Origin of the sequence: Marinobacter sp., assembly GCF_041690615.1 — a bacterium.
Taxonomy (GTDB): Bacteria; Pseudomonadota; Gammaproteobacteria; order Pseudomonadales; family Oleiphilaceae; genus Marinobacter.
In genome coordinates this window covers 197,011-212,795 of record NZ_JAWLGY010000004.1, presented here as the reverse complement: position 1 = coordinate 212,795, position 15,785 = coordinate 197,011, and the positions used below count along the sequence as shown (strand labels likewise).

General features: G+C 60.0%; 13 protein-coding genes. 7 read left to right on the top strand and 6 right to left on the bottom strand.

Translation table 11 applies throughout. The annotated features are described in order from the left end of the window. Positions 1 to 258: 258 nt before the first annotated feature. The 5 genes from ACESMZ_RS05025 to ACESMZ_RS05005 all read left to right on the top strand — a co-directional run bounded on the left by ACESMZ_RS05025 (position 259) and on the right by ACESMZ_RS05005 (position 5,833). On the top strand, positions 259 to 504 hold the full coding sequence (locus tag ACESMZ_RS05025) for a flagellar biosynthesis protein FlgE (RefSeq protein ID WP_372956051.1): 246 nt from the start codon (positions 259 to 261) through the stop codon (positions 502 to 504). Between the two features lie 45 nt (positions 505 to 549). Next, entirely contained in the window at positions 550 to 1,257 is a 708-nt protein-coding gene (locus ACESMZ_RS05020) for a putative metalloprotease CJM1_0395 family protein (protein WP_372972299.1), read from the top strand. 301 nt (positions 1,258 to 1,558) lie between these two features. Then, on the top strand, positions 1,559 to 3,358 hold the full coding sequence (locus tag ACESMZ_RS05015) for an acyl-CoA dehydrogenase C-terminal domain-containing protein (protein ID WP_372955993.1): 1,800 nt from the start codon (positions 1,559 to 1,561) through the stop codon (positions 3,356 to 3,358). Positions 3,359 to 3,641: 283 nt separating this feature from the next. Next, complete coding sequence (locus ACESMZ_RS05010; protein ID WP_372955994.1) at positions 3,642 to 5,432, top strand: acyl-CoA dehydrogenase C-terminal domain-containing protein; 1,791 nt, start codon at positions 3,642 to 3,644, stop codon at positions 5,430 to 5,432. Positions 5,433 to 5,569: 137 nt separating this feature from the next. After that, positions 5,570 to 5,833, top strand: coding sequence for a hypothetical protein (locus ACESMZ_RS05005; protein WP_372955995.1), 264 nt, complete (start codon positions 5,570 to 5,572; stop codon positions 5,831 to 5,833). 13 nt (positions 5,834 to 5,846) lie between these two features. On the opposite strand, the gene holA is transcribed toward ACESMZ_RS05005, so the two are convergent. Genes holA through leuS form a run of 3 tightly spaced genes read right to left on the bottom strand, consistent with a single transcriptional unit; the run spans position 5,847 to position 10,006 of the window. Beyond that, the gene (gene holA, locus ACESMZ_RS05000; protein WP_372972298.1) at positions 5,847 to 6,851 is read right to left on the bottom strand and encodes a DNA polymerase III subunit delta; all 1,005 of its coding nucleotides are present in this window, start codon (positions 6,849 to 6,851) and stop codon (positions 5,847 to 5,849) included. Continuing rightward, positions 6,848 to 7,405: an LPS assembly lipoprotein LptE gene (lptE, locus tag ACESMZ_RS04995; protein WP_372972297.1), complete on the bottom strand. Its 558-nt coding sequence runs from the start codon at positions 7,403 to 7,405 to the stop codon at positions 6,848 to 6,850. Before lptE ends, holA begins: the two co-directional genes overlap by 4 nt. A gap of 15 nt (positions 7,406 to 7,420) precedes the next feature. Beyond that, complete coding sequence (leuS, locus tag ACESMZ_RS04990; RefSeq protein WP_372972313.1) at positions 7,421 to 10,006, bottom strand: leucine--tRNA ligase; 2,586 nt, start codon at positions 10,004 to 10,006, stop codon at positions 7,421 to 7,423. 183 nt (positions 10,007 to 10,189) lie between these two features. Between leuS and ACESMZ_RS04985 the strand changes: the two genes are divergently transcribed. Continuing rightward, on the top strand, positions 10,190 to 10,744 hold the full coding sequence (locus ACESMZ_RS04985; RefSeq protein ID WP_372972296.1) for a zinc ribbon-containing protein: 555 nt from the start codon (positions 10,190 to 10,192) through the stop codon (positions 10,742 to 10,744). A gap of 67 nt (positions 10,745 to 10,811) precedes the next feature. On the opposite strand, the gene cysN is transcribed toward ACESMZ_RS04985, so the two are convergent. The 3 genes from cysN to ACESMZ_RS04970 form a co-directional block, all read right to left on the bottom strand. Next, positions 10,812 to 12,470, bottom strand: a complete 1,659-nt coding sequence (gene cysN, locus ACESMZ_RS04980; protein WP_372972295.1) for a sulfate adenylyltransferase subunit CysN — start codon at positions 12,468 to 12,470, stop codon at positions 10,812 to 10,814. A gap of 1 nt (position 12,471) precedes the next feature. Continuing rightward, complete coding sequence (gene cysD, locus ACESMZ_RS04975) at positions 12,472 to 13,380, bottom strand: sulfate adenylyltransferase subunit CysD (protein WP_372956000.1); 909 nt, start codon at positions 13,378 to 13,380, stop codon at positions 12,472 to 12,474. 191 nt (positions 13,381 to 13,571) lie between these two features. After that, positions 13,572 to 14,024, bottom strand: a complete 453-nt coding sequence (locus ACESMZ_RS04970; protein WP_372956001.1) for a PilZ domain-containing protein — start codon at positions 14,022 to 14,024, stop codon at positions 13,572 to 13,574. A gap of 400 nt (positions 14,025 to 14,424) precedes the next feature. Here ACESMZ_RS04970 and rimO point away from each other — a divergent pair, with 400 nt between their 5' ends. Beyond that, positions 14,425 to 15,762: a 30S ribosomal protein S12 methylthiotransferase RimO gene (gene rimO / locus ACESMZ_RS04965; RefSeq protein ID WP_372972294.1), complete on the top strand. Its 1,338-nt coding sequence runs from the start codon at positions 14,425 to 14,427 to the stop codon at positions 15,760 to 15,762. The last annotated feature ends 23 nt before the right edge of the window (positions 15,763 to 15,785 follow it).

Genomic DNA, 15,785 nt, shown 5'->3' with positions numbered 1-15,785 from the left:
AAAACAGGGACGTTTTTGAAGAGCCCCCATGGATGGGTTCACAGCGTGTCCCGGATAAAGCACCCCTCCCACCTTGCTCATGCACCGCAAGCCAGACGGCATCGTCCTGCAGAAAACACCTCAAGACAGCGGCGGGCCCTGGAACAACCGTTCGCTGCCACCAAAGCCGGCAACATTCTGTAACCAAGTGTGTTTGAAAATTGTACACACCTGTGGCCCAATAAAGGCTGACAGAAAGTCCGGGAGGACAACCCCATGATGATCAACAACGCACTGAACATCGGCATCCAGGGCATCCAGGACGGCATGCAGGGTGTGGAAGGGGCTGCCCGCAAAATCGCAAGGGGCGGGGTCGATGGCCCTCGCGGCACCGCCGACGGTGGCAACGGCATGACCGAATCCATCGTCGACCTCAAACTCTACGAACGCAGTGTCGAAGCCTCTGCCCAGGTTGTAAAAACCGCCGACGAAACGCTCGGCACCTTACTCGACATCCGCGCCTGACCCCGGCTTTCAGCGCCAGGCCACTGAGCCCCGACAAACACCGCCATGGCAATCTCCCCAGTACTGCCATCCATCAGCCCGACACCCATACCGTCCACAACAGGGCGGGGACCCATACCGCCTGCAACCGACTCTGACAGCCGCAGCATCTCCGAGTCCCGCAACCCCGACACACCCCGGGCTACCGACCAACCGGCCGAACCACGGGGCGAGCAGGGAGAACGAAACGGAAAGGCCGACGCAGAAAGAAGCCGGGAGGAAGCAAGGTCCGGGCAGTCCCTGGATGAAACCCAGCTCAAGGAGCTCCGCGACCTCAAGGCCCGCGACCGGGAAGTACGAGCCCACGAGCAGGCCCACCAGGCCGTCGGAGGTCAGTATGCCGGTTCCGTCAGTTATACCTACCAGCGAGGCCCGGACGGCAATCAGTACGCCATTGGCGGCGAAGTTTCCATCGATCTCGGCCCGGTAGAGGGCGACCCCCAGGCCACCATCGAGAAAATGCGCCAGGTCCGGGCGGCGGCCATGGCCCCTGCCCAGCCCTCAGCCCAGGACCGGGCTGTAGCCGCCCAGGCCATGCAGCTCATGCTCCAGGCCCAGGCGGAGCTTGCCCTAGACAGCCAGGCTGCCGACTCGGGCGCACCGGCGCAGGCTTCCGGTTCCATGGAGGGCTCCGGCGCCTCCAGCACCTACCGCACCATCTCCGATATGGCTGGTCCCGACAGCATCAGCGTCGGCTTTACCGCCGTTGCCTGAACCCCTTCCCGCATAGCACTGACACCTGGTCCTCGTTTACCGCAAGGGCCTGCCTGGCGCCCAACGGGCGTCGATTACCGCTTGGCAGGTTGCGGGTTTTGTCCGGGAAAACCCTTGACAAGGTCCATGCTATAAACGTATGTTTCAAACAATCGTTTGAAGCGCCCGAATCAACCTGTTTAAACACCGGGAGGGCTTCAGACCCGGGAACGCCCGGCCTGCTCCTACCGAGGCAGCCGGCTTAACCAGTTTGACCCCCGGCCCCATGCCTGTCGGACCGGATCTGAGTGAGGTGAGTTTCATGCCCGAGTACAAAGCGCCCCTGCGTGATATCCAATTCGTAATGAACGAGCTGCTTGGCAGCGAACAGCACTATGCCGCCCTGGAAGGCGCAGAGGACGCCACTCCGGACATGGTGAACGCCATTATCCAGGAAGGCGCCAAGTTCTGTGAGCAGGTGCTCTCTCCGCTGAACCAGGTCGGTGACCGCGAAGGTTGTACCTGGAGCGAAGACGGAGTGAAAACCCCCACCGGCTTCCGCGAAGCCTATCAGCAGTACGTGGAAGGCGGCTGGCCTTCCATGACCTCTGATCCGGAATACGGCGGTCAGGGCCTTCCCAGTTCTATCGGCATCGTGATGAGTGAAATGGTGGGTACCGCCAACTGGTCCTGGGGCATGTACCCGGGCCTGAGCCACGGCGCCATGAATACCATTGAGGCCCACGGCACCGAAGAGCAGAAGCAGACCTACCTGACCAAGCTGATCAGTGGTGAGTGGACCGGCACCATGTGCCTCACCGAGCCGCACTGTGGCTCCGACCTGGGCACCCTGCGTACCAAGGCCGAGCCCAACAGCGATGGTACCTACAGCATCACCGGCACCAAGATCTTCATCTCTGCCGGTGAACACGACATGGCCGACAACATTGTCCATATCGTACTGGCACGCCTGCCGGGTGCGCCCGAAGGCACCAAGGGTATCTCCCTGTTCATCGTGCCCAAGTGCCTGCCCAACGAAGACGGCTCTGCCGGCGAGCGCAACGCGGTCTCCTGTGGCTCCCTCGAGCACAAGATGGGCATTCACGGTAACGCCACCTGCGTCATGAACTTCGACGGCGCCAAAGGCTGGCTGATCGGGCCGGAGAACAAGGGCCTGAACTGCATGTTCACCTTCATGAACACCGCCCGTATCGGCACGGCTATCCAGGGTCTGGGTGCTGCTGAACTGGGCTTCCAGGGTTCACTGGCCTATGCCAAAGAGCGCCTGGCCATGCGTTCCCTGTCCGGGCCGAAAAACCCGGATGGACCGGCGGATCCGATCATCGTCCATCCGGACGTGCGTCGCATGCTGCTGACCCAGAAATCCGTGGCCGAAGGCGCCCGTGCCCTGATCTACATGGCAGCGCAGCAGGCCGACATTGTGACCCGGGGCAAGACCGAGGAAGAGCGTAAGACCGCTGACGCCATGCTGGGTTTCCTGACTCCGATCGCCAAGGCCTTCCTGACCGAGATTGGTTATGAGTCGGCGAACCTGGGCATGCAGGTATTCGGTGGTCACGGCTTCATTTCCGAGTGGGGCATGGAACAGAACGTCCGTGACGCCCGTATCGGCATGATCTACGAAGGTACCACCGGCATTCAGGCACTGGACCTGCTGGGTCGCAAAATCCTGATGAGTCAGGGCGAGTCCCTGAAGCAGTTCACGAAGCTGGTCCACGTTTTCTGCAAGGAAAATGCCGACAACGAACAGCTCAAGGAATTCATCGAGCCGCTCCAGCAGATCAACAAGGAGTGGGGCGAGATCACCATGAAGCTGGGAATGAGCGCCATGAAGAACCGTGAGGAAGTCGGTGCCGCTGCGGTGGACTACCTGATGTACTCCGGCTATGCGGTGTTCGCCTACCTGTGGGCACGCTCCGCCAAGGTCGCGCTGGACGCCATGGTTGAAGGCACCCCCGAGGAAGCCTTCTACAATGCCAAGATCCAGACTGCGCGCTTCTACTTCAAGCGTCTGCTGCCGCGCACTCGCACCCATGTCGAGACCATGTTTGCCGGTGCTGACACCTTGCTGGACCTGCCGGAAGAGCACTTCGCGTTCTGAGACATGCTATAACCTCCCGGCACCATGTCGGGAGTATCTAGAGTCTGACATTTTTGGCAGTTTGCCAGTCCAGCCCGCTCTCTCCATGAGGCGGGCTTTTTTGCAGGCAGGAATTGGCCAATTCGACTGGTTCGAAGCGCCCAATGCGTTAAACTGTGATCCCTCGAATTCATAATAATCTGAACTCGCGCCGGCTCAGTACATAACGGTGTCCCGTTTGGTCGATCTGTCGACCTTCTGAGCGACGCAGGACCCCCTTATCGACAGCAGTGGAGAGTACCCGATGGCTGACTACAAGGCCCCGTTACAGGAAATCCGATTCGTCATGAACGACGTTTTTGACGCCCCGTCCCTGTGGGCATCAATGCCCCGCCTGGCGGAGCGCGTTGACCCGGACACGGCGGACGCCATTATCGAAGAGGCCGGCAAGGTCACCACCAACGTGATTGCGCCACTCAACCGTGAAGGTGACGAGCAGGGCTGCCAGTGGAACGACGGCAAGGTCACCACGCCGGAAGGTTTCCGGGAAGCCTATCAGACCATCGTGGACGGTGGCTGGAACGGTCTGGGTGGCAACCCGGACTTTGGCGGCATGGGCATGCCCAAGACCCTGGTGGTGCAGTTTGAAGAAATGTTGCAGGCCTCCAATATGGCTTTGGGCCTGGCGCCCATGCTGACAGCGGGTGCCTGCCTGGCCCTGGACGCTCATGGCAGCGAGGCGCTCAAGGAAAAATATCTCCCCAACCTCTATTCCGGCGTCTGGTCCGGCTCCATGGACCTGACCGAGCCCCACTGTGGTACTGACCTGGGTATTATGCGCAGCCGCGCAGTGCCCCAGGATGATGGCAGCTACAGCATCTCGGGTACGAAAATTTTTATCACCTGGGGCGAGCACGACATGGCGGAGAACATCATCCACTTTGTGCTGGCCAAGCTGCCGGACGCGCCCAAAGGTCCCAAGGGGATTTCCCTGTTCCTGGTACCCAAGTTCCTGGTCAACGATGACGGCTCCCTGGGCGAGCGCAACGCGTTCAGCTGCGGCTCCATTGAAAAGAAAATGGGCATCAAGGGTTCTGCCACCTGCGTCATGAATTTTGATGGCGCCAAAGGCTGGCTGGTCGGCGAGGAGAACAAGGGCCTCGCCGCCATGTTCACCATGATGAACTATGAACGTCTGGGTGTGGGCATCCAGGGTCTGGCAGCCGCCGAGGCCTCCCTGCAGAGTGCCCGGGAATACGCCTTTGAGCGCATTCAGAGCCGCGCCCCGACCGGTGCCCGCAACCCCGACCAGGCCGCTGATCCGCTGGTGGTTCACCCGGATGTGCGCCGCATGTTGCTGACCATGAAGAGTTACGTGGAAGGTGGCCGTGCGTTTTCCACCTACGTGGGCCAGTGGCTGGACGTTGCCAAGTTCTCCGACGATGACGCAGACCGCGAACGGGCCGAGGGTCTGGTTGCCCTGCTGACCCCGGTGGCCAAGGCTTTCCTCACCGACCGGGGCTTCGATATGTGCGTTGTTGGCCAGCAGGTCTTTGGTGGTCACGGCTATATCCGTGAGTGGGGCCAGGAGCAACTGGTTCGTGATGCCCGGATCACCCAGATCTACGAAGGCGCCAACGGCATCCAGGCCCTGGATCTGATGGGTCGCAAGGTGGTTGGCAGCCAGGGTAAACTTTATGAGCTGTTTGCCGACGACCTGGCAGCTTTCATCGAGAAAGAGCAGGGCAACGTCGCCCTGGAGCCGTTCCTGGCACCTCTGGCAGCTTCCCTGGAGCGTCTGTCTGACGTTACCGAGCAGGTGCTGAACCAGTCCAGTGACGACCCCAATGCTCCGGGGGCCGCCTCGGCCGACTACACCAATCTGTTCGGCCTTACTGCACTGGCCTATATGTGGGCAAAGATGGTGGTTGCTGCGGCCCCGAAGGTGGAAGGCGACAGCTCCGGCTTCTACAGCGGCAAGCTGAAAACGGCACGGTTCTTCTACGAGCGCCTGCTGCCCCAGACCGTGTCACTGGCGGAAAGTATCCGCAGTGGCAGTCAGTCCATGATGGAGCATGCTGATCACGAGTTCTGATTCTGGTCAGTCCTGAATGAAAAACCTGACAGAAGGCCGGCTTTCGCCGGCCTTCTGTCTGTCGGGCGTATTGACAGTCCTCACCTGACAGGCGCATCTTGAAGTGCATCGTTATAGTTGTTGCCAAGGAGGTAACCATGAGCATGAAAGATGATCTGAACAAGCTCTCCGAAACCCTCAAGCAGTACCGGGACGAACTTCGTGTCCAGTTGCACCTTGCCCGCCAGGACGTCAGGGACGAATGGGATGATCTCGATGAGTACTGGGACAAGTTCCGGCAGAAACTGGACGATATCCGTCACGACGCAGAGGGGGTGACGGAAGAAACCCGTCAGACCGCACACAAACTCGGCGAAGAGCTCAAGTCCGGGTACGAACGAATACGCCAGCGTATCAAGTAGTGCCGAGCCTGGGTCAGCCCTGTCGCAGCAGTACGGCGAGGTCAGCGAGGTGGTGCCAGGGGGAGAGGTCACCGTAGCCCTTGGCCGCCCGGTCGGCCTCGCTGCACAGAGTCAGGGCCTGGTGCAGGGCGGTGAGGGGTAACCGGCGCGCTGCCTGTTCGATAGCGCGGGCTCGCTGAGGCTGGAAGACCCCGTTTTTCTTCAGAAACGCTGCGGGCGCCTCCCGTTGCTTCATGGCCTGCTGGAGTTCCAGCGTCATATTGATGTCCCGGACCAGCACGGCCAGCAAGCCCAGTGGATTTTCGCCTTCCTGCTGTAACGTGGTAATTACCTTGCGGGCATGGGCAGCCCTGCCGGCGAGCAGGTCTGTAATCACCTCGAAGATATTGAAGCGGGCGCTGTACTGGACCGCCGCTTCCACCACATCCTCGTTGATGGTCTTCTCTGCGGCCAGCAGGCTCAGACGATCCAGTTCCTGGCTCGCCGCCAGGAGGTTGCCCTCAAGCCGTTCTGCCAGCAGGTTCAGTGCCCCCTGGGTCAGCGTTAGCCCCCGGGCACGGGCCCGCTGCTGCAGCCAGCCGGCAAACTTGTCGGCATCCACTGGCCAGACGGTGACGTGCACGCCGGTCTTCTGTAGTTGCTTGTACCATTTACGCCGGGTTTCGGCGGCATCCAGTCGGACGCTGATCAGCAGGAGCAGGATATCGTCCGCCGGTTGGATCAACGCCTGCTCGATCACGTCACGACCGTCACCGAGCTTGCCGCCGGGAAGATGAATCTCGATACGCCGACGCTCAGCAAACAGTGACATGGCCCCCAGCTCGTCCCGCAGCGCGCCCCAGTTCAGATGCTGGTCGGCGTGGTAGACCTGGCGATCGTTGAAACCCTCTTCACGGGCCCGGGCGCGGATCTGGTCGCAGGCTTCCTGGACCAGAAGGGGTTCGTCCCCGGACACCAGGTACACGGGCGCCAGGGACTTCTCCAGTGCCTGGCCGAGCTGCCCGGGGTTGATCTTCATTGTGAGGTATCGCTGCTTGCTTCTTCAGAGGCTTCCCGGATTTCATCGATCCGCTGCTGGTCAAAGGGAACCAGGCGGTACCCGATCTGCCTCACCAGATTGTCGTACAGCTGTTGCTCGATTTCTTCCCGCTCCCGTCGCTTGGCCAGCACACTGGTTGAGTCAAAGCGGTAGCTCTGCGATGCACTCACTTGGGTGTCCGGCAACAGGGGAATACCCTCGCGGGTCTGCAGTACGATGCTGACACTCTGGCGCAGCTCGTATTCTGCCGCCTCTGCCCGGGCGGAAATCGCACTTGTACGCTGGGTCTGGCTGAAGTTACCAAGCAGGAGCAAGTGAGCGGCCTGCTCACGGCTTTCTGCCAGCGTCACGTCGCCAATGGTGAACTGTGACTTCAGTGACTGGCACAGGTCCGCAGGGACCCCGGACTGGCACCCGACCCAGAGCGGCTCCAGGGCCGGTTGCACCGGAGAGGTGCCCCTCAGCTGAAAACCGCAGGCGCTGACAAGGATTGCCAACAGGCCAAGGCTGAACACCGTTCCGAGCTTTCTCATCACCATCTCCGGGTGTCAGTTGGCGACCACGTTCACCAGTTTGCCAGGCACCACAATTACCTTGCGCACCGTTTTGCCCTCGGTAAATCGTGTAACATTTTCATGCTCCAGAGCGAGCTTCTCCAGGTCATCCTTGCTGATTTCGGCGGGGACATCGGTCTTGCCACGAACCTTGCCGTTCACCTGCAGTACCACCTGGATCTGACTGCGTACCATGGCGCTTTCATCAGCGATGGGCCACGGGGCGTCCACCACCGGTTCGTCATGGCCCATGGTTTGCCAGAGCGTGTGGCAGATATGGGGTGCAATAGGAGACAGCATCAGCACGGCTGCGTCCAGCGCCTCCTGAACCACTGCCCGGTCCTGTTCTTCTGTGGCGTCCAGCCGGCCAACCTCGTTGAGCAGTTCCATGACGGCGGCAATGGACGTATTGAAGGTCAGGCGCCGGCTGATATCGTCACTGACCTTGGCGATGGTTTCGTGGGTTTTTCGGCGCAGGTCACGGCGCGGGTCATCAAGCTGCTCCACGTCGATGGCCTGTACCGGACCGCCGGCGGTGTGCTCCCGAACCAGGCGCCACAGGCGCTTGAGAAAGCGGTTGGCTCCTTCCACGCCGCTGTCCGACCACTCAAGGGACTGTTCCGGTGGCGCGGCGAACATCATGAACAGGCGAACGGTGTCAGCGCCGTACTGGTCAATGATCGCCTGCGGATCAATGCCGTTGTTCTTGGATTTGGACATCTTGGTGACGCCACCAATCTCTACCGGCTGGCCATCTTCCCGGTGGATGGCCTTGATAACCTGGCCCTTGCCGTCCCGCTCCACGGTAACGTCTGTGGGCGCAATCCAGGTGGTCTTGCCGGACTCGTCGGTGCGGTAGTACGTCTCGGCCAGTACCATACCCTGACACAGCAGGCGGTTGAACGGCTCGGAGCTGGTGACCAGTCCGACGTCCCGCAACAGCTTGTGGAAGAAACGGGCATAAAGCAGGTGCAGGATGGCATGTTCAATGCCACCGATGTACTGATCCACAGGCAGCCAGTAGTTGGCGGCGGCCGGGTCCAGCATACCCTTGTCGTAGTTGGGGCTGCAGAAGCGGGCGTAGTACCAGGAGGACTCCATGAAGGTGTCGAAGGTGTCCGTTTCCAGGGTGGCCGCCTGTCCGTTGTACTCGGTTTTGGCCCACTCCGGGTCTGCCTTGATGGGGGACTGTACGCCGTCCATTTCCACGTCTTCCGGCAAACGCACCGGAAGCCGGTCGTCCGGCACCGGCATCTCGGTGCCATCGTCCAGGGTCATCATGGGAATCGGTGCGCCCCAGTAGCGCTGGCGTGATACACCCCAGTCCCGCAGGCGGTAGTTTACCTTGCGTTTGCCGATACCGTTGGCCTCCAGATAGGCCGCGATCGCGTCGAAGGCTTCATCACTGGTGAGGCCGCTGTAGCTGCCGGAGGAAACCAGGGTTCCCTTTTCGGTGAATGCCTGCTCCTGCACGTCCAGTTCACGGCCGTCGGCGGCGGCAATCACCTGCTTGATGGGCAGCCGGTACTTGCGGGCAAACTCATGGTCACGCTTGTCATGCGCCGGGACCGACATCAGCGCGCCAGTGCCATAATCGGCGAGCACAAAGTTGGCCACCCATACGGGAATTTCTTCCTGGGTGAGGGGATGAATGGCTTTGTGGCCGGTATCGATCCCCTTCTTTTCCATGGTTTCGATTTCCGCTTCCGCCACCTTGCTGTTGCGGCATTCTTCCACGAACCTGGCGACGTCGGTGTGCTCACTGGCGGCCTGTCTGGCCAGCGGGTGCTCGGCGGACACGGCCATGTAGGTGACGCCCATCAGGGTGTCCGGCCGGGTGGTATAAACCGTCAGGCCGTCGTCCTGGCCCTTCAGGGGAAAGGTCAGCTCGGTACCCTCGGATTTACCGATCCAGTTGCGCTGCATGGTCTTGACCTGTTCCGGCCAGTCTTCCAGCTGGTCCAGGTCGTTCAGCAGTTCTTCGGCATAGTCGGTAATGCGGATGAACCACTGGGGGATCTTTTTCTGTTCGACGATGGCACCCGAGCGCCAGCCGCGACCTTCCACAACCTGCTCGTTGGCCAGTACGGTCTGGTCCACCGGATCCCAGTTCACCGTAGACATCTTCTTGTAGACCAGGCCTTTTTCATAGAGCCGTGCGAAGAACCACTGCTCCCAGCGATAGTAGTCCGGGTCACAGGTGGCCAGTTCCCGGTTCCAGTCGTAGCCGAAGCCGAGCTGTTTGAGCTGCTGCTTCATGTAGTCGATATTGGAGCGAGTCCATTTAGCCGGGGCAGACTTGTTGGCAATGGCGGCATTCTCGGCGGGCAGTCCAAACGCATCCCAACCCATGGGCTGCATCACGTTCTTGCCCTGCATGCGCTGGTAGCGGGAGATGACGTCGCCGATGGTGTAGTTGCGCACGTGCCCCATGTGAAGCTTGCCACTGGGGTAGGGGAACATGGACAGGCAGTAATACTTGGGTTTGCCGGGCTCTTCCTTCACCATGAAGGTGTCGTTGTCTTCCCAGAATTTGCGGGCATTCTGTTCAACATCGCGGGGATTGTATTGCTCGTCCATTCCTGCCATTGCCGTTTGGTACCTTGTGTTGAAAGGGCCGCGTGATGGCCCCCTTCAGATAAAGTGTCCAGGGAGTCTCCCTTTATGGGCCGGACATTCTAACGTACTGGCGCGGCAACAGGTAGCCTGCCAAAAGTCCTGCTTTATGCCACACTGAACCAAACAACACCGTGAGGAGTGGCCATGACCGACCAGGATCGCAAACAGCAGCCGAAAAAGCTTTCCAACCAGGCCCTTGAAGCCTACGACCGTATGCTGGAGCGGGTGGAGAGCCGGCTGGCGGATGCTGAAGAGCGTACGCTGGAGACGCTTCGTCAGGAGATTGACGATGCGGTGGAATTTGAAACTGAGCTGGAGCGCCTGACCCGTGATGAAGCCAGCCTGCTGGCCGCCTACCTGGGGCGGGATCTGGAGCACCTGGTTACCTTCGTGGGAGGCACCGGGGAGGGGCTAAGGGAATGGCTGCAGCTGGACCTGTCGCTACTGGAGCACAAGCTCCAGGACCTGTTGTTCTCCATTGCCGACAAGACCCGGCTGGATACCCTGGAGCTGGATCAGAAACTGAAAAACCAGGATGTCACCCACTACATGACCGGTGAGGTGGCCACCGCGGGCATGTTCCGCTGTCTTAATTGCGGCCACATGAAGTGCCTCACCGCCACCAGCCAGCTGGGCCCCTGTGAGGTCTGTGAGAGTCACTACTTTGAGCGGGTAACGGGGCAGTGGCCGGAGAAATGATCTGCCCCGCAGCCCGCAGGCGTTGCGGGTGCAGGGCGGAGGTTACTGCAGGTGAGAAAAGCCGGGGTCAGCCCCGGCGGTCCGGGATGAGACCCTGGAGCAGGTGGTGAACCGCCCCGGGAATCGCGTCGTCATTGTCCGCTTCAACGCTGACAGTGGCTACGTCGGTACCCAGGTTGACCACAACGGCGATCAGGCCGTGGGCGGCCAGCAACTGTGCGGTCCGGCGCCGGTCGTCGGCGGTGCCGCCGTTCTCTTCCGTGAGCACCACCGAGGTCTTGCCCTGATCGAACAGGGTCCGCTCCACCGCAAGGGCCAGCTCGCCCGCCTTGCGACCGTTGCAGGCAATGATGGCAGGCGTCTGTGCCAGGCGGCGTTCCCGTTCAGCTGCAGTGACCGGGTCGAGGGACTCCACATCGCTGGCCGTGCCGGCAATCATGCCTGCGCCAATGGTGACATTGGTCAGGCGGTCGATGACGATAAAACTACCGGTAGCATGGTTGCGCGGGTAGGCGTCGAAAGCAACCGGCTGGCTCAGGGTGAGCTCACACAGGCCAATTTCGTTCAGTGCCAGCTGTGAGGGGTCGGCGCTCTGCTCCAGAGTATTTACGTCGGTCTGGTGGTGAATCCTTTTCACCGTTGCCGAGGTAAAGGTTGGCCCCAGTTTGATGTCATACAGGCGGCCGGTTTCCAGCGGCGCATCAGTCATCCACACGATATTGGCGGTGAAGCGGTTGCCCACCTCCGGCTCGTCTTCCACCTTTACCAGCATGTCGCCCCGGCTGATATCGATCTCGTCGTTCAGGGTCAGGGTGACGGCCTGGTCGATGTAGGCTTCTTCCAGGTTGCCGTCGAAGGTCACCACTTCCTTCACAGTGCTCTTGCGACGTGACGGCAGGGCCATGATTTCGTCACCCGGGCGGATCACCCCGGAGGCGATGGTGCCGCAGAAGCCACGGAAGTTCAGGTTGGGCCGGGTAACGTACTGCACCGGGAAACGGAAGTGCTCCAGGTTTTTGTCCCGGGAGACCTCCACGGTCTCCAGGATTTCCATCAGCGGCTGTCCGCTGAACCAGGGCGTATTCTCACTCCGGTTCACCACGTTATCGCCTTCCAGGGCAGAAAGGGGCACAAAGCGGATATCCTTCAGGCCGAGCTTGGTCGCAAAGGCCAGGTAGTCTTCCTTGATTTCGTTGAACCGCTCCTCGCTGAAGTCCACCAGGTCCATCTTGTTGATGGCCACCACGATATGACGGATACCCAGAAGGGAGGCAATGTAGGAATGCCGGCGGGTTTGCGTCAGCACGCCGTAGCGGGCGTCGATCATCAGGATCGCCAGCTGGGCGGTGGAGGCACCGGTGGCCATGTTGCGGGTGTACTGCTCGTGGCCGGGAGTATCGGCAATAATGAACTTGCGCTTGTCGGTGCTGAAGTAGCGGTAAGCCACATCAATAGTGATGCCCTGTTCCCGCTCGGCCTGCAGGCCATCCACCAGCAGGGCCAGGTCCAGCTTCTCACCGGTGGTACCCATTTTTGCGCTGTCGGTCTTCAGGCTGGCCATGTGATCTTCATAGATCATCTTGGTGTCGTGCAGCAGCCGGCCTATGAGGGTGCTTTTTCCGTCATCCACGCTGCCACAGGTCAGCAGACGGAGCAGTTCCTTGTTTTCGTGTTGCTTCAGGTAGGCCTGAATATCTTCTGCAATCAGATCGGACTGGTGTGACATCTTAGAAGTACCCTTCCCGCTTTTTCTGTTCCATGGAGCCGGCGGAGTCATGATCGATCACGCGGCCCTGACGCTCGGAGCTGGTTGCCAGCAGCATTTCCTGGATGATTTCCGGCAGCGTGTCCGCCTCGGACTCGATGGCGCCGGTCAGCGGGTAACAGCCCAGGGTACGGAACCGTACCGACTTCATCATCGGCTTTTCGCCTTCCTTTAACGGCATGCGATCATCGTCCACCATGATAAGGGTGCCATCCCGTTCGACGACCGGCCGCTTGGCGGCGTAGTAGAGAGGTACGATTTCGATGTTCTCGAGGTAGATGTACTGCCAGATGTCCAGCTCGGTCCAGTTGGACAGCGGAAACACGCGAATGCTCTCGCCCTTGTTGATCTTCCCGTTATAGATGTTCCACAGCTCGGGGCGCTGGTTCTTCGGATCCCAGCGGTGGTACTCGTCCCGGAAGGAGTAGACCCGCTCCTTGGCGCGGGATTTTTCCTCGTCCCGACGGGCACCGCCAAAAGCAGCATCGAACCTGTACTTGTTCAGGGCCTGCTTCAACGACTGGGTTTTCATGATGTCAGTGTGCTTCGCGCTGCCATGGGTAAATGGCCCCACGCCCTGACGTACCCCTTCCTCGTTAATGTGGACAATCAGGTCCATGCCGTACTCCCTGGCCTTGCGGTCCCGGAACTCGATCATTTCCCGGAATTTCCAGGTGGTATCGACGTGCAGCAGCGGGAATGGCAGTTTGCCCGGGTAAAAGGCCTTGCGGGCCAGGTGCAGCATGACTGCCGAGTCCTTACCAATGGAGTAGAGCATCACCGGGTTGTCGAACTCCGCAGCGACCTCCCGGATGATATGGATGCTTTCAGCTTCCAGCTGTTTGAGATGGGTCAGGTTGTACGTGGTCATAGTTCAGCTCACCGGGGCACCTCAGCGGGCGCCCAGAACAGGGATGAAGAGGCGTTATCAGAGGTGAGCTACTATACCAGCGGCAAGTTCTTATAAGAAGGTGATCTGCTAGAGTTTCCGGCTATAACAATATTCGCCGTGTAACCGTCCGGTTATAGCCTGCAGGGCGACGGATCTGCCTGATGCTGCGGTCAATCAGCCCGCTCTGACAGCAGTCGATGTACATACTGGTCCACGTAATCGAAGCCCCGGCCGTCGAAGTCGACGAAGCGGATGCCCAGATGAAATTCATCCCTGGCAATGCGTCGCAAATGGGCAATATGGCCCCGGGCTGACAGACTGACAGATTGCTGCGCCAGAACCGGCACATCGAAGCGTGCGTTGATGGCGATCCAGTCACCGGGGGCCGGGGCACGTTTATCCGGGATAAGGGTTTCAGTAACCGCGGTGGTACACCGGATCATCATGCCGGCCCGGGACAGGTTGCACATCTGGCACTCAATGGCAGGCTGGCCCGGGCGGTTCAGCGTTACCGGGAGTGAAACGTCTGCGCGCTGCTGGTCCCGGAGGTTGGGTTCAGCGGACCGGGGTTTGACCCGCATCGGCTTTGCAGGGGCGGACTCGACGTTGAGTGGCTTTCCCATGGTCATATCCTGTTCGATCTTGTTACCTGTCGTGCCCGAAACCAAGGTAACGGCGCTCGTTAAAGCCTGGTGCGCGTCCTGCGTCCTGACATAAACCTTGCTGTCGCTGAATCCTTTACCGGCGATACCCGATCACCAGTCCCAGGCCTCTCTTCGGAGGCTCGCAGAATACGTCTGTAACTTCGGGCGGAGATTGCAGTTTTTATTGTCTCCGGAGTGTAGCTGGTGGATTTGTGAGCAGCAAGAGAGTGTCGTGATGTCTGTCATGTTATTAAACTTTCGTTTGATCCGGTTTCTTGCACAACTGTCCCGCCCGGTTCCTGGTTTTCTGCTCCTTCTGGTGGCTGGATGTGTGGGGTAGAATAGGGCAGTTCCATTTCCTGGCGTAAGCGACTTCCTGATGACACAGAAAACCCCGGCCACTGGCAGTGGCAAAGTCGGATTTATCAGCCTGGGCTGTCCCAAGGCCCTGGTGGACTCCGAGCGCATCCTGACCCAACTCCGGCTGGACGGTTACGATGTGGTCCCGACCTATGACGATGCCGATATCGTGGTCGTTAACACCTGTGGTTTTATTGATGCGGCCAAGCAGGAGTCCCTTGACGCCATTGGCGAAGCCATCAGTGAGAATGGCAAGGTTATCGTGACCGGCTGTATGGGGGTGGAGGCCGATAGAATCCGTGATACCCACCCCGGTGTGCTCGCGGTTTCAGGTCCCCAGGCCTACGAGGAAGTGGTGGGTGCAGTGCACCAGTATGTCCCCCCCAAAAAGGACCATGATCCCTTCGTGGACCTGGTGCCGCCCCAGGGCATCAAGCTGACACCCCGTCACTATGCCTATCTGAAGATCTCTGAAGGCTGCAATCACAGCTGTACCTTCTGCATTATCCCGGACATGCGTGGCAAGCTGGTAAGCCGTCCAGTTGGCGATGTCATGGACGAAGCCCAGCGCCTGGTGGATGCGGGGGTTAAAGAGTTGCTGGTAATCTCCCAGGACACCTCAGCCTATGGCGTGGACATCAAGTACCGCACCGGATTCTGGCAGGGCCGGCCGCTGAAGACGAAGATGCAGTCCCTGTGTGAAGCGCTGGGGGAGATGGGGGTCTGGGTACGCCTGCACTATGTCTACCCTTACCCCCACGTTGACGACATTATTCCGCTGATGGCGGAGGGCAAGATCCTGCCGTACCTGGATATACCCTTCCAGCACGCCAGTCCGAGAGTACTGAAGGCCATGAAGCGCCCGGCCCACGACAGCAAGACCCTGGAGCGCATCAGGAAGTGGCGGGAAATATGTCCTGAGCTGACCATTCGGTCCACCTTCATCGTTGGCTTTCCGGGAGAAACGGAGGAGGACTTCCAGTACTTGCTGGACTGGCTGGATGAGGCCCAGCTGGATCGGGTCGGCGCGTTTACCTACAGCCCGGTGGAAGGGGCAAGGGCTAATGAACTGGAAGGCGCCGTTCCGGAAGACGTAAAGGAAGAGCGCCTTGCCCGGTTCATGGCCAGACAGGCGGAAATCTCCACGGCCCGTCTGCAGGCAAAGATCGGCAAGACCATTGATGTACTGATCGATGAGGTGGACGAAGAGGGCGCCATTGGTCGATCCAAAGCCGATGCCCCGGAAATCGACGGCATGGTTTACCTGAATGGCGAAACCGGCTTGCAGCCCGGGCAGATTGTCAGGGCGGTGGTGGAGCACGCCGATGAGCATGATCTGTGGGCCGTGCTGGCCTGACGGCAGGGTATTCAGCCTGAAAA